Annotated in this window: 17 protein-coding genes; 4 read left to right on the forward strand and 13 right to left on the reverse strand. The window is 50.5% G+C overall.

Annotated elements, in window-relative coordinates; translation table 11 throughout:
- Positions 1–5: 5 nt before the first annotated feature.
- Positions 6–2,897, reverse strand: coding sequence for an extracellular solute-binding protein (locus tag LBW89_RS00180; protein ID WP_225038139.1), 2,892 nt, complete (start codon positions 2,895–2,897; stop codon positions 6–8).
- 99 nt (positions 2,898–2,996) lie between these two features.
- Complete coding sequence (locus tag LBW89_RS00185) at positions 2,997–4,388, reverse strand: ABC transporter substrate-binding protein (protein ID WP_225038140.1); 1,392 nt, start codon at positions 4,386–4,388, stop codon at positions 2,997–2,999.
- A 285-nt stretch (positions 4,389–4,673) separates the two neighbouring features.
- Between LBW89_RS00185 and LBW89_RS00190 the strand changes: the two genes are divergently transcribed.
- Positions 4,674–5,204, forward strand: coding sequence for a helix-turn-helix transcriptional regulator (locus LBW89_RS00190; protein ID WP_225038141.1), 531 nt, complete (start codon positions 4,674–4,676; stop codon positions 5,202–5,204).
- 52 nt (positions 5,205–5,256) lie between these two features.
- On the opposite strand, the gene LBW89_RS00195 is transcribed toward LBW89_RS00190, so the two are convergent.
- The 5 genes from LBW89_RS00195 to LBW89_RS00215 all read right to left on the reverse strand — a co-directional run bounded on the left by LBW89_RS00195 (position 5,257) and on the right by LBW89_RS00215 (position 9,909).
- The gene (locus LBW89_RS00195; RefSeq protein ID WP_225038142.1) at positions 5,257–5,670 is read right to left on the reverse strand and encodes a cupin; all 414 of its coding nucleotides are present in this window, start codon (positions 5,668–5,670) and stop codon (positions 5,257–5,259) included.
- A gap of 36 nt (positions 5,671–5,706) precedes the next feature.
- Positions 5,707–6,537 (reverse strand): sugar phosphate isomerase/epimerase family protein, encoded by an 831-nt coding sequence (locus tag LBW89_RS00200; protein ID WP_225038143.1) that lies wholly within the window; start codon positions 6,535–6,537, stop codon positions 5,707–5,709.
- A 45-nt stretch (positions 6,538–6,582) separates the two neighbouring features.
- Positions 6,583–7,899 (reverse strand): anaerobic C4-dicarboxylate transporter family protein, encoded by a 1,317-nt coding sequence (locus tag LBW89_RS00205; protein WP_225038144.1) that lies wholly within the window; start codon positions 7,897–7,899, stop codon positions 6,583–6,585.
- A 127-nt stretch (positions 7,900–8,026) separates the two neighbouring features.
- Positions 8,027–8,896, reverse strand: a complete 870-nt coding sequence (locus tag LBW89_RS00210; protein WP_225038145.1) for a fructoselysine 6-kinase — start codon at positions 8,894–8,896, stop codon at positions 8,027–8,029.
- 38 nt (positions 8,897–8,934) lie between these two features.
- Complete coding sequence (locus LBW89_RS00215; RefSeq protein WP_148450194.1) at positions 8,935–9,909, reverse strand: SIS domain-containing protein; 975 nt, start codon at positions 9,907–9,909, stop codon at positions 8,935–8,937.
- Positions 9,910–10,116: 207 nt separating this feature from the next.
- Here LBW89_RS00215 and LBW89_RS00220 point away from each other — a divergent pair, with 207 nt between their 5' ends.
- Positions 10,117–10,827: a GntR family transcriptional regulator gene (locus LBW89_RS00220; RefSeq protein ID WP_148450195.1), complete on the forward strand. Its 711-nt coding sequence runs from the start codon at positions 10,117–10,119 to the stop codon at positions 10,825–10,827.
- A gap of 63 nt (positions 10,828–10,890) precedes the next feature.
- Here LBW89_RS00220 and LBW89_RS00225 read toward each other — a convergent pair whose 3' ends face one another.
- The 3 genes from LBW89_RS00225 to LBW89_RS00235 form a co-directional block, all read right to left on the reverse strand.
- Positions 10,891–12,513: a response regulator transcription factor gene (locus tag LBW89_RS00225; RefSeq protein ID WP_225038146.1), complete on the reverse strand. Its 1,623-nt coding sequence runs from the start codon at positions 12,511–12,513 to the stop codon at positions 10,891–10,893.
- Between the two features lie 22 nt (positions 12,514–12,535).
- Complete coding sequence (locus LBW89_RS00230; protein WP_225038147.1) at positions 12,536–14,278, reverse strand: histidine kinase; 1,743 nt, start codon at positions 14,276–14,278, stop codon at positions 12,536–12,538.
- Positions 14,279–14,362: 84 nt separating this feature from the next.
- The gene (locus LBW89_RS00235) at positions 14,363–16,039 is read right to left on the reverse strand and encodes an extracellular solute-binding protein (protein ID WP_148450201.1); all 1,677 of its coding nucleotides are present in this window, start codon (positions 16,037–16,039) and stop codon (positions 14,363–14,365) included.
- 327 nt (positions 16,040–16,366) lie between these two features.
- Here LBW89_RS00235 and LBW89_RS00240 point away from each other — a divergent pair, with 327 nt between their 5' ends.
- Together LBW89_RS00240 and LBW89_RS00245 are read left to right on the forward strand one after the other, a co-directional pair.
- The gene (locus LBW89_RS00240; protein WP_225038301.1) at positions 16,367–17,224 is read left to right on the forward strand and encodes an ABC transporter permease; all 858 of its coding nucleotides are present in this window, start codon (positions 16,367–16,369) and stop codon (positions 17,222–17,224) included.
- A gap of 20 nt (positions 17,225–17,244) precedes the next feature.
- Positions 17,245–18,123, forward strand: coding sequence for a carbohydrate ABC transporter permease (locus LBW89_RS00245; protein WP_213505043.1), 879 nt, complete (start codon positions 17,245–17,247; stop codon positions 18,121–18,123).
- 71 nt (positions 18,124–18,194) lie between these two features.
- On the opposite strand, the gene LBW89_RS00250 is transcribed toward LBW89_RS00245, so the two are convergent.
- The 3 genes from LBW89_RS00250 to LBW89_RS00260 are packed head-to-tail and all read right to left on the reverse strand — an operon-like array spanning position 18,195 to position 21,200.
- Positions 18,195–18,821, reverse strand: coding sequence for a polysaccharide deacetylase family protein (locus LBW89_RS00250; RefSeq protein ID WP_225038148.1), 627 nt, complete (start codon positions 18,819–18,821; stop codon positions 18,195–18,197).
- Positions 18,822–18,834: 13 nt separating this feature from the next.
- Positions 18,835–20,319, reverse strand: coding sequence for an alpha-N-arabinofuranosidase (locus LBW89_RS00255; RefSeq protein ID WP_225038149.1), 1,485 nt, complete (start codon positions 20,317–20,319; stop codon positions 18,835–18,837).
- Positions 20,320–20,342: 23 nt separating this feature from the next.
- A complete protein-coding gene (locus tag LBW89_RS00260; protein WP_211373245.1) occupies positions 20,343–21,200 on the reverse strand; it encodes a carbohydrate ABC transporter permease in 858 nt (285 codons plus the stop codon).
- Positions 21,201–21,206: the final 6 nt, after the last annotated feature.

The raw sequence follows: 21,206 nt of genomic DNA on the forward strand, positions 1-21,206 counted from the left end.
CCCTGTTAATATGGCAAGTTGAACTCCTTCCGCTTGATCTCGATTTCATCGTTAATGTATAAAATATAATCGGATAGGGCTTCACGCGGATTTTCGCTGGCGTTCACCACTTTTCTAAACGCATTGTCCAAATGCCTGCCCGTGAAGTATCCTCCGGGCACTTGCGGAATGCCTCGTACCCACCGCCATTGGTTCTCCAAATTCCGATAATCCTTCATCGGCCATGGCAGTTCTTCCAGCGCTTCGATATTTGCCGTCGGATAGCGGGCCGCCTCACCCATCAAGCCTTCCATCTCTCGACCGTACGCCATTTGCGTCTCTTTGCCGGTCCACCATTTCATAAATTCCCAGGCGCCCTCTTTGTTCTTCGAATTCTGAAGCAGCATGACCGCGGTCGTATGGCTGGCAACTTCGTGGTTTACGGTGCCGTCTTCGCGTTCGGTGCCCGGCACCAATGTGAAATCCCAAAGTCCCTTAATCTCGGGAGCCATGACCGTCAGCATGTTGTACGTCGTATAATCCGCAATCCCGATCGGCATTTCCCCGGTGCGGAACCGGTTCGGGAAATCCGCTTGGAGCGGGAACTTGTAGTTGGTATAGAACTGCGTCCACTTCTTGAAGGCTTCCATGGAAATGTCGGAGTCGAGCGCACTTTTCGTGCCGTTATCGCGGTAGAACTGTCCTCCGTTCTGGTACAGCAGCATCGCAAACGTCGCATTCGGGACAAGGCTTGCATTGGTGGCTTCCAGCGGCAAATAAAATTCCATGTTGTGCTTCTGCAGCACGGAAATCATGTCATAGATTTCTTGCCAGGTCGCCGGCGGCTTTAGACCAAGTTCCTCCAAAATATCCTTGCGATAGAACAACATCGGGAAGGTTTGCTGCTCCGGCAAGGCGTACACCCCGCCGTTATATTTGTAAGGCTCCAGCCCGCTGTCGCGGAACCTTGTGACCACCTGCTCGAAATCGTCGAATTTCGTCAAATCGGCCGCAGCGCCCCTCATCGCGTAGTTGACCGGCACGTCCTCGCCGATTTGCATGGCGACGTCCGGACCTTCCCCGGCAAGCGTGGCCGGCAGCAGGATATTTCCCGGAACAAGCCGGAGATGAACCGGAATGCCCGAATCCGGCGTAAACGTGTCGTCGATCAACGCTTTCAGTACTTGCGCCTGATCGCGTCCGGTCGTAACCCAAACCGTAAGGGCGTCTTCTTCGTCGCCGGCATTGCCGATCGTGTCATAGTCTTCCGTGTACGAAGCCACGTAAGCGCCAAGCTCATGGCCCGCGGCCTCGAGAAACGATGCGTCGGGTTTCGGCAGCTTGCGATCCGGCGAGTGAATGACAAGATAATCGAGCGAGATGGGCTGTTCCTTCATCTGCAGCATCCAGGTTCCCAGGCCGCCTACGTTCACCTTATACGTATCCAGACGCTTGGCGACGGTTTCGGGGTTTTCGGCGAGCTCGTTCAGCTGGTGCACCATCGAATGCAGGACGGCCACCTTGTCGCTTCGCTCGCCCGTCGCCGCTTCCAGGTAATCGGCCACGCTTTGAATGATTCCGGCCTGCTCGGCGAACACCTCCACCATATCCGGAATCCGCTTCTCCAATTGATAATCGCGGAACGGATCCGGCGTATTGGAAGTGATCATCAATATTTTGCGGTACATCTCATTCAATTCCAGCACGCTGGATTCGATCGTTTGCAGGAGCGGCGCAATCTCGCCGAGAGACACCATCATTCGGATCCGATGCGTGCCTTTGCTGAAATGGAAAAGATAAGGTTCTTCCTCGCCCAGCACATTCATCTGCCAGTCACGATCGTAATGAAAGCGGATTCGCTTCATTTCCTGAAAGGGAAACTCCCCGTCGATCATCAGGCTTCGGGTGGCGAACACGCCGCGGAGCTGGTCCTGCTTTTGCTTTAAAGCGATTCGGTATAAACCGTCTTCTTTCACATCGAACTCCCATTCGATCCATTGCCCCGGCAGCTTCCAATTGACGCCTCCGATCGCGTTGATTCTGATTTTGGAAACATCGTACGGCACTACGGTCGGGCTGGATCTGTCGGAGGTTGGATACAAGGTCGGCGACGATTTCCGTTTGGCGTCCTCCGCTTGGATCAGAATGTACTCGCCCCGGGTCGGTTCCAAGCCCTCGGATTCATATTCATTCGCCAGCTCCTCGTACGTTTTCAAGGCATGATCCTGGTAGAGCTCGATATAATCAATGGCCATCGGCTCCCGCAAGGACGTTAGCGTAAGCTTCTGCTTGCCTTTCTCAAAATAAAAGGAATACGGCTCGTCATAGTAGCCATACCGATCCGAGAGCGACGCAAGCTGCCAAATCGGTTTCTCGATCTGTCTTGGACGCAAATCGTTTCCACGGTTATCCCGCCGGATGGCTTCGTCCCGATTTCCCCATACCCTGTCAAAAAGGACGATATCGGCGCCTTTAAAGGGAACTTCCCCGTTGATGGAAAACTGTCTTTCGATCGCCGAACTTTTCCCCTCGATCGGGTAGTAGCGGACCCGTACATGATATAATCCCGGTTCATCCACGTTCACATCCCATGAGATCGAGCCCGTCTCCGGCGTGATCACGGCCTTTCCTTCAAGGCCGGGGAAATTCTCCGCGATTTGGAAGCCCTCGCCGTCGGTTTCCGCATAGGACTCGCCTTCGATGCGAACGATGCGGTCCGGTCGGCTTGCCGATCCATAAGCATCCAAGTATTGCTTATAACCGCCCTGTCCTTCCGTATCCGTGATCGCTTTAAAGTCGGCTTCGGCTTGAACGAAGCCTTGGTTTGAAGGCTTCGAAGCGGAGAAGGCCCAAAGAGACAAAAAAACCAGAACGATGACAAGGATGGCGCCGCGGAAACGCTTTTTTCGAATGTTCAATTGCTCACCCTCCCACACGGTTAATCCATCCAATGACCGCCCCTGCCGCAGCCATGAGCTGCGCAGGGACGATCGGTTCATGGGCGCACATCGTCAAGGTCAAGGACCATATACTTCGTCGATGGCCGCTTGGAACGTTGACTTATACTTCTCAACAACGGTGGAAACAGATATCCCCTCATTCAGCTCCCCGACGAAATCGTAATACTTCAAATTCGGGAATGTATGATGGTCAAGGATAATCATGTTGGGCGCCACCATTTTGGCGTTGTTCAAGTCGTCTTCGCTCGAGAACAACGTTTCGTACCAACCTTGGTCCGGATAATCGTATACGGAATCAATGTCGTTGATTTTCTCCCAGATATAAAGCAACTGTTCCGGATTTCCGACCGCTTTCGGAATGGTCAACGCCTGGAAGAGAGCTTCGGCGGAGTGGTATTCCGTTGCATTCGGCCCTTTGGGGAAAGGCACGAACCCGATATCGTAATCCGGCAAATCCGTCTGCATGCCGCTCATCTCATGGAGGGCACCGGCGTACATTAACGTATTGCCTTGGCGGAAAAATTGGCCGGGTTCCGTCCAGTCACCGCCCTCGGTCGGTCTTGCGATTTTCTCGGTAGCAATACGGGAAACGAAACGAAGTGCATCCAATGTTGCAGGATCATCCAGATTTTGCTTGTCTTCTTTGGTCAGACCCGTATTGTTGGAATACAAGGCTTGATCCATGAGCGAGGAGTTTGCGAGCCCCCATGTGTCCAGCTTGCCATCGTTGTTCGTATCCTTGTTGGCTTCTTTAGCCACTTGTAGGAATGTATCCCAATTCCAGTTATCTTCGTTCACGTAATCTTGCAGCGGCTTTAAGCCAAGCTGGTTCATAAGTGTACGATTGTAAAAGATGCCTTGAACCAGGTTTGCCTGGTTTTCGGTAAACCCGTACCCCCTGCCTTTATACGTGTAATATTCGTTCGTAACCTTTTGATTAAAGGCGACGGGGTTTTTGGTGTATTCGTCGATCGGCCAGAGCAGATCCTGTTTAACCAGGGCAGGTACCGTGTAGGTTTTGCCAAGGCGAACGATATCGCCGATCGGCTCGCCGGCGAGCAGCGACGCGGTAACTTTCTGCTGATATTCGCCGTAGTCGATGGCCACGTACTCCACTTTAAAATTATGCTTTTTCATCAGGTCTTCAAGGTTCTTCTTGCGCTCAATATTGTCGGGGGTATCCTCCGGAATCGTCATATCCCACCAAGAGACGATTTTGATCGTCTTGCCGCCCAAATCAAAATCCATTTCCGGCGTTCTGTAGACTTCCTCCCCGCCGCTGTTTTCCGTCTCGCCCGCTCCCTTCGCCGTGCCCTTGTCGGTGCCCCCATTCGTCTCCGATTTTACCGTTTCTTGGGTACCGCCGCTTGGGTTTCCTGGACCTCCGCTGCAGGCTGTAAGCAGCAGTGCCAATCCTAATAACAGAACTATGAATCCACGAACTCGCATCTGTAATCCCCCCTAAAGGTTGATAATTTGCCATAGCCATCCAAAGTTTAGCGCTTACATTGACCGCTCAACAACCCGAGGAAATGGAGTTGTTCCACCTGTGTAAAGCTAGGTAGCGCGTAAGTTCCGCCGCATCCTTGATCCAGGAGGGATAAAAGGTAAAGAACGGCTAGCAATACAAAAAAAAGCACATTGTGGAAAGAGAAGCCGGCAAACATAATGTAAGCGTATTCTTTTTTTCTTGCTAATGTTTTGCACAATGTTTTGAACTGGGAGGGATTCATTATGTTTAAGGTGCTGTACATCCATTTGAGCCGCTATGCCGAAAGCGACATCGATCGCCTTCTGGATTGGAGTATGCCGGGGGTTCCTGACACGTGCGGCAATGATCGCAACGCCTTGCTGCGTATGCTCGCGGAGAACTCCTATTCGCTCGTCATTATCAACACGAACGGTACACAAATGGAAGGGGCGGAAACGAAACAGCATCATGGCGAGAACGTGATTCAGAAAGTAAAGGAATATGTCGATAAAATGCTGCATACCAACATCACGTTAAAAGAAATATCGAGAAAATTTCATTTCAACTGTTCCTACCTTGGCCAAAAATTTAAACACCAGGAAAACATGAGTTTTAACGAATACTTGTTTATGCAGCGCATGGAAAGGGCAAAAATATTGCTTGAGCAAACGGACTTGAAGGTTTACGAAATTGCGAAAAGAGTGGGTTATACAGAACTCGACTGGTTCTATAAGCGGTTTAAAACATATACCGGCGTAAGCGCGAACGAATATCGAAAGAGGGCCGCCTCTTAAAACACGCCAAAAAGAGACGTTCCGGCAACGAACGTCTCTTTTGAGCTCGATCTTACTTATTCAATATTTCATGAGCCTTTGTTCTGACAAAAGCCAACTCGGCTTCGCTCATGTTGCAGTATTCGCTGTTTTCGTTTGTGGTGTTGGCGTCTTGGACATACGTCATCACCGTGTCCTTTTGCATAATCGTATAAAACCAGGTATCCTGAGGGATGTTGTAGACCTTCCCCGGCTCCATCTCGATCAGTTCAATGTCGAACTGATCGTCCTTTCGATCCGCTGCCAGCAGAATCGCTTTGCCGCGGATCAAAATGAACTGTTCATCGGTTTCGCGATGGACTTCGAGGCGATAAATGCCGTTGATATCGTTATCCGGTTTCCAGTTTTTGATACAAACCAGCCATTTGTCATTTTTGTATACGCATTTGATGCCTTCTCCTTCATGAATAAATATATCCGCCTTCATCGGCTTACCATTCCTTTCGCATTTCGCAAATGGGTATTAGGATAAGTGCTTTTCGAACCAGGTCAGCGAATCCCGCATCGCTTTTTCCGGATCTAAAATATACCTTCTGTCCAGCAATTCCAGGCCCAGATATCCCTTGTAATCGATATCGTTCAGCGCCTTTAACGCCTCAGCCATGTCGAGCTTGCCTTCTCCCGGAACCAAATGTCCCCCGGGATTGCCGTCGACGAAATGCACATGGTTTAAATCATCCCCAAGCTCCCTGATGAAGTCGTGAATTGTATCTTTGCCTGTCGTCGCCATAACGTCCGTATCCGCCAGCCCTTTCAAATTGGGGCTCCCGACTTCTTGGATCATCTGTGCGATGTGCGCCGCGCTGTTAAACACGTGCGTGGTAAAGGAGGTAAACGCCTCCACGGGAAGGTAGACTCCTTCTTTTTCCGCCGTTTTGCAGATTTCGCCCAAAGATTCCCGGATCCATTTCCACGTTTCCGTCTCATCGGCGTCCAAATAAGCGATGCCTGTCGTCACCAGCACTCGGTCGCATTCCAGAAGCGACGCCGCTTCAATATGCCGGCGGAAAAACTCCACGCTTTGTTTGCGATAGTCCGGATCGGGGTGGCTGATGCTGATCGGATAAACAAACTGCTCGGGGGTCAGACAAATGACCTTTAGCCCGCGTTCCTTGATTTTTTTGTTTAACTGTTTGACATCTTCCAGCGAAAAATAGTCCAGATGAAAATGCGGTCCCGATGCCCATAACTCGATATTCTGAAAGCCCAGCCTGACAACGGAGTCCAAAAAATAATCCAGGGAATACCTTTTGTAATGATAGTTCGCGGCTGCCACTTGAGAGAGTTGTACCATAGTCCGAACGCCTCCTTGATTTTGTCCTGCTAAATAAACTGACTTCTAGATTAAAACGCTTCCAATTAAGGTAGCAACGATGACGGAGGTCAAGGTGTTGATTAATCCCGGTATCATAAAGCTGTGATTGAGCACAAACCTGCCGATTTTGGTCGTTCCCGCGGTATCAAACGAGATAGCGGCAAGGCACTGCGATGCGACCGGCAAAAAGTAATTGGCGTTGACGGCCATCCACGCTCCAATAATGATGTAAGGAGGTAAATCAAGCGCGATGGCGATCGGGACCATGATCAATGTCGTGGCGCCTTGACTTGTCGTCAGGGCGGCGACAATAAACATGATCACGGCGAGCATCCATGGATAACTATTTACGATCGTAGCGACATGTTCTTGGATAAAGGCGGTTTGGCCGTTGATAAAGGTGCTGCTCATCCACGCGAGTCCAAAAGCGCAAACCATCGCCAGCGCCCCGGCCCTGAAGATGGGGCCGTTAAGGATCGTTTCAATCGCCGGACGGCCAAAGATAATGATCAGCGTGGCGCAAACCAGCATAATAATTTCAATCGTATTCGGCATGGATAAGATCGTAGTCTCGCCGCCTTGCACCCAGGATGGACGCAGGTTGTTAAACAGACCCATGATGACAATCGCCAGAACGCCCAGCAAAAAGAGAACAACCGAAGCTTTCGCTCCTCTTGGTACGGCTTGTTTCTCGGTCTTCTGTTCCGGTTTGACAATTAATCCTTCCGCGAGCCTCCGCAAATATTCCGGATCTTCCGCCAACTCCTTGCCCTTGCGAATCGTCAGCAGCGCACTTGCAACAACGCCCAGTAAGGTGGCCGGTATGGCAATGGCCAAGATGGTTCCCAAGCCCACCCCAAGGGGAGCCATAAATCCGATCATAGCCGCGGTCGCCGCCGATACCGGCGAGCAGGTGATGGCCTGCTGGGACGCGATGATACTGTTCGAAATCGGTCGCTCCGGCCTGATTTTGTTATCGATGGCCAGTTCGTTGATAATAGGCAATAAACTGTAGACGACATGTCCCGTCCCCGACATGAACGTAAATAACCAGGAAATAATCGGAGCTATAATCGTAATATTTTTAGGCGACTTACTTAGCATTTTTTCCGCAAGATGGACGAGAAAATTAAGCCCGCCCGAAGATTGCAGCGCGGAGGCCGCCAGTACGACCGCCAAAATAATCAACATGACATCGATGGGAGGGGCCGCCGGCTGGACGTGAAAGATGAATATAAATATAGCCACGCCCACGCCGCCGAGCAACCCCATAAATACGTCGCCTTTTCTGGCGCCAAAGAAGATGAGCAAAATGATGATGAACAGCTGTAACCAAAACATGAAGGTTCACCCTCCTTATGTGATTTTGCCGACTTGTCTAAACTATCGCGGCATCTGCTGCGCTATCTCTGCATACGCTTACAAATCCCCGATTAATGGTGTCTCTTTTTTGAGTCGGAGGGTTGCTCTACAGGATGGCCGTTCCATGCCCGAAAGCGCCGTTGATCCGGCAAATCTTCGCGGCAAAGGCGGCCCCTTGCTCCATGCTTGCTTTGATTTTTCGCAGCATCTCCTCATCCGAATCCGCGAATAGGGTGCCGTTTTCCGAGCTTCTGATCATCCCTATCAGAAAAGCGGTTAAATAGGAATCGCCCGCACCCATCGTGTCTTCCGTTTCCGTCAATACAGCCGGTTGGTAGATCCATTGATCTTTGTAAAGCGCGAACGAACCGTTCTCTCCCACCGTACCGATAACCAATTTGGAGCCGAACGCCTGAGCTTTCCTCATCTCTCGTTCCCGTTCGCTCTCCGTTATATGGCTGCAGGACAGGAAGGAAATGTCCGCATACCGGCATACCCGCTCCAAGTACTCGTCGTTCCAGCGCACCGAAAAGTCAAAGGAGACCGGTACATGGCTTGTTTTTAAGGTCGCCAGATCCTCCTCGATATAGCTGTTCAGGCTGGTATGGATCACGGAGAACTGTTTAATGTAATCCAGGTCGTCTTCCGTAAAATTCCAGGGCTTTTCTTTCGCGATGCCGCCTTTGTTCGAACCCAGAAATACACGATCCCCGTCTTCCAACGTTACCCGCGCGTATCCGTTCTCTCCCTCGAATATCCGGCAACGGCTATGTTCAATCTCCAGTTCATCCAACACCCGCTGTATATAGTGAGCGACTTGATCGTTGCCGAATTTCCCCAAATAAGACGAGTTCATTCCGCACATGCGGGCATAGGCGCTAAAATTCAAGGCGTTTCCACCAGGATACATCACACCCTGGTGGACATACTTGTCGACTACGTTGTCGCCGATCCCGATAACCTTATATTGTTCCATAAAAATAATCCCCTCTAAGGCTGCTAATGTAGGTAAACTTAATATTCAACCTTCCACATATATCTGCGGGTGGTAAGCGGATGCTGTCTTTCCGCCGCCAAAGCTTGATTGTAAACGGGGTAAACGTTGTTAAACAGGGAATGGTTGAAATAATCGACCACGGCAGCGTCGATCGTGGAAAGGCCCAAATCCTTGGCATCCAAGACTTCCACTCGCTTGGCATACCGGTTCAGGAACTTCAGGGCTCTTTCATCCAGCGGCCGGGTGCTTCCTTCGGAAATCTGAATGACGAACGGAATTTCCGCATCCGTAATTTCGAATGGCCCGTGGAAGAATTCACCCGAATGAATGCTGGAGGAGTTGATCCACTGCATTTCCATAAAGATACAGATGCTTTCCATATAAGCGGCCCCGTAACCGGCCCCGCTGGCCATCGTATAAATCACGTTATCGTCCTTGTGATTCTTCGCGAACGTCAAAGCGCGTTTGGCCACATGTTTGCAAGCGCTTTTAACAATATGATCGATTTTGGCCACTCCATCGAGGAATGAATTGTAGTGCTCGTATCCCTCAGTTTGATTCAATGCCTCTACCGCCGTCAACAGGGCTTTTATGGTTTTTTCCCCAGCAATATCCTTACCTTCGCCAAAGGTGTACTTCACCACATAATCGGCATGCTCCGTAATCGGCGAATCCGTAATCCAGGTTAACGCGATGACCGGAACGCCCGCCTTTTTGCCGATCTCGGCCGCTTTCACGGTCTCCGGCGTATTGCCTTTATGGGAGGCTACGACCAGTACCGAATTTTCGCCAAACGCCTTCGGTGTGTTGTGTACGAACTCATTGCTGTTGTACAAACCTACTTTAATGTCCTTGGCCTCTTTTTCCAGAAACGTCTTCGCCGGATAAAAAGCGCCATAAGAACCGCCGCAAGCTACATAATAAACTTGTTTAATACCTCCGACCTCTTGCTTCTCCGCCACAATTTCTGCAATAATTTGTTTTATATCCATGGCCTTCTCCTTGTATGATACATTTAGTTTCTCTACATTCCCCACCGGTGAATTGTATTGGAATGTCTTAACTGAAGAATAACACATAGTAATACATTATACAAGTGTGGTTCGCTGTTTTTTTTGTACACAGTCTGTACATATTGTTATAATATAGAAGTAAGGTAACATAACAATATAATACAAAGTTTTTTTGGAGGTAAAACCATGGTCGATCATACGGAATCCGCACCGTTATATAAGCAGCTGCAGGACAAAATTTTGGACTCCATTCATAACGGCACGCTGAAACCGGGGGACAAACTCCCGACGGAATTGGAATTAAGCGAAACCAACAACGTGAGCCGCGTCACCGTCCGCGCCGCTCTTGACTCCCTCACCTCTGAAGGGTATTTGGTGCGCATTCCCGGAAAAGGCACATTTATTACGAAAGAGAAGATCAGGAAGAACGTCACGGAGACGATTGGATTTAGCGATACTTGCAGACTGCAAAATAAAGTGCCCGGCGCCAAAGTCATCAAATGCGTGATTGAAGAGGCTACTACCGCGGATCAAGAGCACTTGGGTTTACAGCCCGGGGATAAAATCATTAACATCGAAAGAATCAGATATGCCGACGATGTCCCCGTATCCGTGGAATACACCCGTCTTCCTTCGTCCTACTCCTTTTTGCTGCACGAGGATTTAAATCATAAATCACTGTACGAGCTCTTAAGGAATAAACACAATATTACCTTTGGCATTTCCCGTAAATACATCGTCCTGGAATACGCTTCCTTCGATGTGGCCACTTACTTGAATATCGAGGAGGGCCATCCTTTGTTATGTATCCGAAGTACCGTCAGCAGCCCGGACGGCAAAAAAATCCATCGCTCCAAGCAGTTGATCTTAGGAGACCGGTTTGAACTGATCGTTTAACGCCAAAAATGCCAACCGTATCTGGTTGGCATTTTCATATATATCCCTTCGGGCCATACCGCTTCAACTACTACAACGATGCATCGCATCGCGGTACTCCTGAGGAGACATATTGTACTGTCTTCGGAACAGCTTGCTGAAATACTGCGGATTTTGATACCGCAGCTCACCTGAAATTTCGTAGATTTTTTTGTCCGAGTACTTTAGCAGATAGGCCGCTTCCTCCATTTTCAACCGGAAAATATACTCCGTGATGCTCTCCCCGGTTTCCAGCTTGTACACCCTCGATACGTAGGCGGGATTCAGATTGACGCACTCCGCAATCATGTGGGAAGTGAGGTCGGCGTATAAGTGTTCCTGGATGAACGCCTGAATTTTACCGATCAACATTTGCCGGTTGTCCTTCCGGCCCTTCTCGCTCTCCTCGATAATTTTATCCAGCACCCTATAGGTCCACTCCCGCAGCGCCTTCACCGTAGTCATTCGGCTCGTATCCAGGATGCGGTGATCATTGCCCATCAACTCAAAAAAACGCCAGCCGTTCTTGTGCACAATATAGGTAAAAGCCCCGGATATCACGAAATACGCCTCCATGATATGCTCATAGGAATCGGACCAGCGGGTCTCAAGCTCATCGATCACCCGGCTGACCTTCTCCCGAAAAGCGTCCCAGCGCGCCGACTCCAGCAATACGGTCAGCAGCGGCGGCTCATACAAGCGCTCCACGATGCTCGACTCCGCAAACGTGAGCGAATTCATGGTGATGACCAGTTCATCCTCGCTGCCGGCCAGCTGTCTCAAGGTCCCGATGCTGTTCCGGTAAGTGGCGGTGAGTTCGTCGGGGAAACCGAACCAGGAGCTGACCAGAACGGATATCCTGCCTTTCAAATACAGTTGCACACTGCGCTGCAATTCCCCTGCCTTGAGTTCCAGTAACGTGTTCTTGTCTTGTGCGTCCGGTGTATACTTCGGCTTGACCAGCATCGTCAAGTAGTCGTGCGGGTCTTTTCCGATCCAAATCCAGAACCGGTCGGCAAAAACCTCCGCCGCGATATTTCCGACCGCATATTCCATGAGGGAAAGCGTATGGTAATCATATTCGACGAAGGTCCCCTCCATCCGGATCAGCAGCAGAGCGAGCGAATCCCCCGTGGAAAAAGGCATTTCGAGAAGGGCCATCTTTTCCTCCAACGACGGCAAGTCGATTTTCTTCCCTTGCAGCAAGTCATGCAGCAGGTTGCTTTTCAAGAGCGGAAGATTCTCTTTGATGGCGGAAACCGCTTGTTGATAGGAGGCGATTCTCCCCCATTCCTCTCGCAAACCGGCGATAATTTGCGTGACGGAAGCCTCCAGTTCCTCGGTCTCGACCGGCTTCAGCAAGTAATCCGTGGCTTTGAATTTAATCGCCTGTTTGGCGAAATTGAAATCCGAGTACCCGGTCAGCAAGATGCACTTGACCTTTTTCCATCTCTCGTGAATAATTTCGATCAATTCGATTCCCGTCATCTCCGGCATTTTGATATCCGTAATGACGATATCGACCTGGGACGATTTCATAATGTCCAGCGCTTGCTCTCCCGAATAAGCCTTGTGCACGGTCGATACGGACATCCTGCTCCAATCCGTCGTTTCCGCCAGACTCTCCACCAAATGCTCCTCATCGTCGACAATCAACACGCAATACATACGTAACTCCTCCTGCTGTAAATTAACTTTCGCCAGGCTCGTCCCATCTGATTACAACGTGAAGACCTCCCAGTTCCGAACGCGAGAAGCTGAGCCCGCTGCTTTCTCCGTATTTGATAATCAGACGCTGATGCACATTCCACAGACCGCAGCCCATCTCTTCGTTCAGCGGAGCCCTTAACTTTTCGGCAAGCCGCTCCATCTCGTCGTCAGTCAGACCGAATCCATCCTCCTCGACATGAATCAGGCAGATTCCGCCCTCAATTTCCCCTCTTATCCGGAGCATGGAGGAATTTTTCTTCTGCTCAATTCCGTGAATAATGGCATTTTCCACGACAGGTTGAAGGATAAGCCTTGGAATCGATAACCGCCGCATAGCATCGGGAATATCTATCCGATACTCCAGCCTGTTCATCCGCAGCTTGTAGATCTCCAGGTAACTGTGTACTAAGTCCAGCTCCTCTTGCAACGGGATCGTCTGGTTCTCGACTCGTGTGGTCTTCCGGTAATATTTGCTTAAATGGTAGGACATCGCGATAACGGCGTCGTGGTCCTGCAGCTTAGCCATGCTGTTGATGTACGCGAGACAATTGTATAAAAAATGCGGGTTAATCTGAGATTGCAATTGCTTTAGAACAGCCTCTCTGGAATGGATTTTCTCCTTGTATACATTCTCGATCAACTGTTCAATCTGCATGGCCATATAGTTGTAACGCTCGAGCAAAAAACGAAATTCGCTCTTGGGGCGAATCGAGATCCGATAGGAGAAGTCCCCGTTCTTGATCCGGTTCACCGCATAGACCAACTGCTGAATCGGCAGCTTCACCTGCCGGTATATAAAAGTGATCGCCACGATCACCAACAACATCAGCAGCCCGGTAGAGCTATAGAAGATATCCCGATTCTTGATGATGGGCCCCAGCACTTCCGCTTCCGGGATGTAATCGACCAAATACCAGCCCAGCTGCTTGGACTTCACGTAAAAAACTTTGTATTTCTTATCGTCCAGTGTATGTGTCAGCTCGCCTTTCTCCCGGTTTTGTGGGATGGAAATGTCCGCGATCAGCGCCCGAACCTTGCCCCGATCCGACGAGCCGTTATATAGAATTGAATCACTTCCGGAAGACGGGCTATAGAAAAAGGGATCCTGATTCCCGTCCTCAACCTTGTAGCGATTCAGCAAATGTTCAATATTGGAAGCCGGAAATTGCATTTCCAAAATAAAATCCGTCTCCTCGGTGCCGCCCGCCTTATGAAAAGGGTCGAACAAGGTGTAGGAGAAGACCGCTCTTTTTTTGCCTTTGTCGATAAAATTCCAACCTTGACCGTGCGTCATCACTTCTTTAAGAAATGCCTGTTTATTATTCATCGTATTGGTCGAGATGAGCAGATCGAGGCTTGTCGAATACAAGCTCAATTCATTAGGCCAAACGCTGGAAGTGCTCTGAAGCACCAGCTTTGTTTCCACCCGCTGGATCATGTCGATTTGATCAAGGTCCAGCAGCTTGCTGGACAGAAAGTAGCTTTGAAACTCCCGGATATCGGGGTCCTGGTTTAACATAATGGGAAAAGTGGCGAGCTTCCCGGCATTCGTGTCGATTTCATTCACCAGAAAAGACAGTTGGTTCAAGTTGTAGTTCGTTATTTGCTCCTTCAGCAATGCCATCGTATTGCGGTGGCTGTTGGAATACAAATACACGATGGGGATCAGAAAGAGGAAAAACAAGAGAATAAATTTATTGAAGAAATTCCATTTGCTAGTCATGCCGTGCCGTTTCTCCTCTCGACCGCGAGAATAAAGGAAACCATAGGGCGGTTTCAGCCCTATGGTTAAAAGCTCTTTCGGTATTTACTTCACCGACTGGTACCATTCGTTTACCTCTTTGGTCATGTCGTCTCCGCCGGACGATTTCCATTCCTCTACGAATTTGTCGAATTGTTCGGGGCCGACTTTGCCGTAGATAATCTTCGAGAACACGTCCTTCTCCAGCTTGCCGAGATATTCCTGTCTCTTCTTCATCGTTGGCGTTTGGCGCGTTTGGAACATATTCGGTACGGCCAAATCCTTTTGATCCATCACGATTTTGGCCGCATCGAGCATCGTCTTCGGCGTGCCTTCCGCAATGATCTTCTCGAACGGAGTCGTCGGCGGCTCGCCATTGGCCAATTTGGACATCGTCTTCATGTTCAAAGAGGGAATCCGGGCTCCGTCAAAGGTGAGGGTATATTTGTACGCTGGAGCGCCGCCGCCCGGCACCTTCGCTTCATCCACCCATTTGCCGTCCACGAAATCGTAGTCGTAGCCTTGGAATGTTCCGAATTCAAACTCGCTGCCGGCCTTCCGCTCGGCGTAATTGTCAAACCAGTAGTTTTGATACGTGAAAAAGACTTCCGGATGTTTCATATTTTTGTTGATCAGGACTACTCCGTTCCGGACGAAAGTGGTGTGGCGGCCGCCTTTGCCGTCAGGGCCAGTTGGCAGCGGGTAGGCCTTAAACTCCGCACCCTTGACGTTTTTGCTCAAATCTCCAAGCGGCCACGCAACCATCCAGTGCGGGCCGGCGATCATCCCCGCTTTTCCGGATACAAACGCCTCGGTTGCCTTGCTTTCATCCCAAAGCGAAAACTCCGTTGGAATGTACCCTTTCTCTTTCCATTCTTTGAGCTTAACGAGCCCTTCCTTGACGCCGGGCTGAACGGAGCCAAATTCCAGATTCCCTTCGCTGTTCAGATTCCATTGGTTCGGCATGGCGCCGTAAGCGCCGAAGAGCCAACTGACATCGGACATCCATGTGTTAAACGCGTTCTTCGTTCCAAGCGTCAGTCCCCAGGTATCTTTTTGACCGTTTCCGTCGGGATCTTGATTGACGAAGGCGTCCATGATCTTCTCGACATCTTCGATCGTTTTCGGCGCCTGGAGATTGAGTTTTTTCATCCAATCTTCGCGAATCCACAGCACCGGATCCGAATTATAAGCGTAGTCCAAAATAGGAATGCCGTATTTTTTGCCGTCCTTCATATAACGATACCATACTGTCGGATCCTCATTCATGGCATTTTTCCAGGTTTCGGAGGCATATTTGTCGAACAATTCTCCGACCTCCATAAACTTGCCGGAGTCAAGGAGCGCATCCAGAATATCCGAATCCTCGCGCATGGCGATAATATCCGGCATTTCTTCATCGGAAGCCAGCGCCAGGCGAAGCTTGGTGGCGAACGCATCGTTTGTGTTCGTCACCGTCCAATTGTATTTGATCTTGATCCCGAGCCTTTCTTCCGCCCACCGGGTATGCACGTTGTTTTCAATCGTCTCGCCGTTCTTGAACGTCACATCCGGATTTACGCCGCGAATGGTGGTAATCGTTACCGGCGGATCGTACTTTCCATTGACCAGCTTCAACGTTTCCTGAGCCGGCGGGTTAGACGCTTCGCTTCCGTTGTTTTTGCCTCCGGAGCAACCGCTAACCAGCGTGAAGGTCAATGCCGATGTCAACAAGACCGCCGCACACTGTTTAATCGCTTTCATTTTTTCATCCCCCTGTAAGGAAATCTTGTAAATACAACGTTTATTGTAGATGAGCTCCCATGATCTTAAAATGGCTGCTTTTTTACCTGGATGGAACGATTTTTAGATTTCGCCCCTCTTTGTAAAATTCGTGCCCTTCGGGTAAACAGGTTGCCATATCTCGCCTTTTTGCACTCAAGTATAATAAGGCCACAAGCGTAAGCCTGACAAGTTGAGAGGAGAATGATTATGGCGTCTGTTAGTGAATCGGCAACGCAAAATCCCCGGCGTACGGACGTTTCGGGTTCGCGTACAAAGCGCAGTAAAAGCGGTTATATCTTTCATTTCATGCTGCTGCCGGCAGTGATTTTAACGATTATTTTTTCTTATATTCCCATGTTCGGCGTGATTATGGCCTTCCAGGATTTCAAACCTTGGCTTGGTTTTTCCGGCTCTCCCTGGGTTGGCCTGGAACATTTCAGATTCATGTTCGAGAGGGAAGACAGTATCCAGGTTATTATAAACACGCTTATTATTTCCGTCCTCAAAATCACGATAGGGATGATTATCCCGATTCTATTTGCGATCCTGCTCAATGAAATCCGAAAAATAGCTTTCAAACGGGTCGTGCAAACGATGGTCTATCTTCCTCATTTCCTGTCATGGGTGATCTTGGGAGGGATTCTGATTGATCTTCTGTCCCCTGAAGGCGGCCTGGTGAATCAGGCACTCGGTGTGTTGGGGATTAAGCCGATTTTCTTTTTGGGAGATGGGAACTGGTTCCGGGTCACGATTGTGGTTTCAGATATATGGAAGGAGTTCGGTTTCTCCACGATCGTATACCTGGCCGCCCTGTCGGGCATAAACCCGTCGCTCTATGAAGCGGCGGAAATCGACGGAGCTTCACGCTGGAAGCAAACCCTACACATTACAATTCCGGCCCTATTGCCGATTACGATCGTCGTCGGAACGCTCGCACTGGGCAACATTCTGAATGCGGGCTTTGACCAGATTTTCAACCTGTATAATCCGCTCGTCTACGACAAAGGCGATATCATCGATACTTTCGTCTACCGCATGGCCATCTTGAACGGAGAAATGAGCTTCGGAACGGCCGTCGGCTTGTTCAAATCCGTCATCGGCGCGGTCATGATTATTACCGCCTATCGCTTGGCTTACAAATATGCCAATTACCGAATTTTTTAAAATCCCGGAGGTGAGGATGTATGTATCACAAAACGCTAGCCTATCGCATATTCAATGTATTTAACCATGTTTTCCTGGCGCTCCTGTCCCTGCTTTGCGTCATTCCCCTGATTCACGTTCTGGCCGTTTCTTTCAGCGGAAAAGCCGCGGCGAGCGCAAATCGGGTCGGCTTATGGCCGGTCGACTTCACTCTCGACGCTTATGAAAAAACACTGGGCAATGAAAACTTTATTCAATCCTTGATCATTTCCGTGGAGAGAGTCGTTGTGGGAACATCCCTCAGCATGTTAGTCGTATTCCTGGCCGCCTACGCTCTGTCCAAGGATGAAAGAGTCTTTCGCGGAAGAAACCTGTACTCCTGGTTCTTCGTGTTCACGATGTTGTTCTCCGGGGGCATGGTCCCCATGTACATCCTGATTCAAAAAATCCACTTGATGAACACCATCTGGGCTTTGATCATTCCGGGACTGGTCAGCGTATGGAACATGATCCTGCTGCTGAACTTCTTCCGGGGTGTCCCGAAGGAACTCGAAGAGGCTTCCTTGATCGACGGAGCCGGTCACCTCACAACCCTGTTCCGTATTTACCTGCCGCTTTCCATGCCGGCGATCGCCACCTTGTCTCTTTTCACCTTGGTCGGCCAGTGGAACGACTGGTTCTCGGGCCTGCTCTATATGTCGGACTACAAGAAGTATCCGCTTGCGACCTTCCTGCAGACGATTCTCGTGCAGCAGGATATGAGCAAAATGAATGTGGACCCGAAAATGCTGGAGAACATCTCCCAGCGCACGGTCAAGGCCGCCCAAATATTTATCGGCGCCGTACCGGTCCTGCTAATCTATCCTTTTCTCCAAAAGTACTTTGTCAAAGGGATTGTCCTGGGGGCGGTTAAAGAATAGAGCTGCATGCTATGCGTCAAAAAAAAAGATGACCCCCGATACCAATTCAGGGGTCATCTTTTTACTGTTATTCATGCTCGATCCACGAGCCCAAGCAGCTCGCTGACGGTCAAAAACCGATAACCGTCAGCCGCCAGCTCGCCGACCATAACCCGGACCGCCTCGATCGTTTGCTCCCGTTCGCCGTACCCGTCATGAAATATAAATATACTGCCTTTCTTGCAGGCCGCCCTTGTCCGCTCCAGGATAAAATCGACGCCGGGCTGCTCCCAATCCTTGGCCCCGCCGTTAACACACCCGATCGAGCGGTACCCGAACTTCGCGGCAAGCGAAAGAACTTCCTCATTCACGGCAAAATACGGTGGCCTGAAATTCATGGGGGACTGCCCCGTCACCCGGCGAATGATCTCATCCGTCCGTTTGATTTCCTCCCCCGCTTCCTCGGGCGTGATCTTGGTCAAGTCAGGATGCGAATAAGTATGATTGGCGATTTCATGCCCGGCGGCATGAACTTCCTTGGCGATATCCTCGAACGCCTCGATCTCCTGGCCGATCATGAAGAAGGTGGCTTTTCCGTTAACCTTACGGAAAATGTCCAGCAGTTGTTTGGTATACAACGGATGCGGTCCATCGTCAAACGTAAAGGCGACGGCCTTTTCTTCGGTTGAAACTTGATGGACCAATGCGATTTCGCCCATAGCATTCCCTCCCTTAGGAAAATGACAGGATGACGACGGACATCGGCGGCAGCGTTGCCGTCAAGCCGTCCTCACTTACGTTCGCGATTCCGTCAAACGCCCGCGGTTTTACCGTCTCCGGCTGCTCGAACGTATTGTGCGCGTTCATGTCGGCATGCGACAGCACCCGGCCCGCAACATTCTCGACTTTCCCCAGTCCGCGCAGCAAAAGCGATACGGCGGCCTCGCGATGCGGATCGACATTGCACAGGCTGATGTCGATCGTGCCGTCCGGGCGCTTGGATGCCGACGCGCTGACTTGCGGAATCGACCCACCGTCCAATTCATACTCGCTGGTCTCCAGATGAAGCGCCAAAGCCTCCGCATCCTGGTGTACTTTGAACATCTCAAATACGTGATAAGTCGGCGTCAATACTATCTTGGCGCCTTCCGTCAGGATCATCGCCTGCAGGACGTTCACCGTCTGCGCGATATTCGCCATATGGACGCGATCGCAATGACGATGAAATATATGAAAATGCAGGCCGGCCACAAGCGCATCTCTCAGCGAGTTTTGCTGGTACAGGAACCCGGGGTTGGTGCCCGGCTCCACCTGGAACCAGGTGCCCCACTCGTCAACGATCAGGCCGACGCGTTTCTTCGGATCGTACTGGTCCATGATCGCCGAATGGCGTCTAATCAACTCGTCCATATGCAGGGTCAGCCGCATCGTTTCGAACCATTCCGCTTCATCGAATCCGAGCGCCGGACGCTTGACTTCAAACCCTCCGGGCACCGTGTAATTGTGCAGGCTAAGGCCGTCCATGTAAGCGCCGACTTCTCGCATCAGCGTCTCCGTCCAGTGGTAATCGTCCACGTTGGCCCCGCCGGCGATCTTGTAGATGCGATTCTCGCCGTAATTGCGGACATACGTCTGGAACCGGCGGTATTCGTCGGCGTAATATTCCGCCCGCATGTTGCCGCCGCAGCCCCAGTTTTCGTTACCGACGCCGAAGTATTTCAACTTCCACGGCTTGTCCCGCCCGTTCGCTTTACGCCAGTCGGCCATCGGCGATTCGCCGTCGAAGGTCATATACTCGACCCATTCCTGCATCTCCTGAACGGTGCCGCTGCCGACGTTTCCGCAGATGTACGGCTCCGTATTCAGCAGCTCGCAAAGATCGAAAAATTCATGGGTACCAAAGTGGTTGTTCTCCACGACGCCGCCCCAGTGCGTATTGACCATGCGTTTGCGCCGCTCCCGCGGACCGATGCCGTCCTTCCAGTGGTATTCGTCGGCAAAACACCCGCCCGGCCAGCGCAGAACGGGGATATTCAAATTGCGAAGCGCTTCCAGCACATCGTTCCGGATGCCGCGGGTGTGCGGAATCGGCGAATCCTCGCCGACCCAGATCCCTTCGTAAATACAGCGGCCGAGATGCTCGGCGAAGTGCCCGTAAATATGGCGGCTGATTTTGCCGACCGACTGATCGGCGTTAATCGTTATTGTCGCTTTCATCCTAAATTCTCCCTTCCGTTCATTTATCCTTTAACTGCGCCCGCAATCATACTTTTCTGTACCTGCTTGTTCAGCAGCAAATAAATCGCGATCGTGGGAACGGTCGTGATCATGAGCCCGGCACCGATAATCCCCCACTGCGTAATATAGGTGCCGACCATCGACATCATGCCCACCGTTAGCGTCTGGTAGTGCGCATCATTAATAAAGGTCACCGCAAACATCAACTCGTTCCAGCAGGACAGGAAGGTAAAGATCGCAACTGTAGCAATTGCCGGGCGAATCAACGGCAGAATAATGTGAAAGAAGGTTTTATAGATGCCGCAGCCGTCAATGACTGCGGATTCTTCCATTTCTCGCGGAATTCCCTTGAAGAAACTGCCCAGAATGAACACCGCCATGGGGATCCCGAACGCTACGTATGGAATAATCAATGACCAGTAGGTATTCAACAAGTGCAGGTTCTTCAGCACCATAAATAACGGCAGCAACGCCGCGTGAATCGGTACCATCATGCCAAGAAGGATGACCGTCATCGTTGTATTGCTGAGCTTCCAGTTCATTCTCGTAATCGCGTATCCTGTCATCGAGGATAGAATCAAAACGAGGATAATGGAGGCGGCGGTCACCAACACGCTGTTATTAAAGTAAGTCAATACATTGCCGTCCTCCAGAGCCTTGGCGTAATTGCTCCAGAGAAATTTTTTGGGAAATCCCGCGACATCCCCGCTGAAAATCTCGCTATTGTCTTTAAGGGAGAAAAACATAAGCCAAATCAGGGGATAGATTTGAATGATCGCCACGATGGCTAAAAACAATTGCAGCAGAATCCTCCCTATAAAATGCGTTTTTTTAGGCAGCATGGTTTCTACGCTACTCACTGAACT

It is taken from the genome of Paenibacillus sp. alder61, from assembly GCF_020179875.1.
Lineage (GTDB): Bacteria > Bacillota > Bacilli > Paenibacillales > Paenibacillaceae > Fontibacillus > Fontibacillus faecis.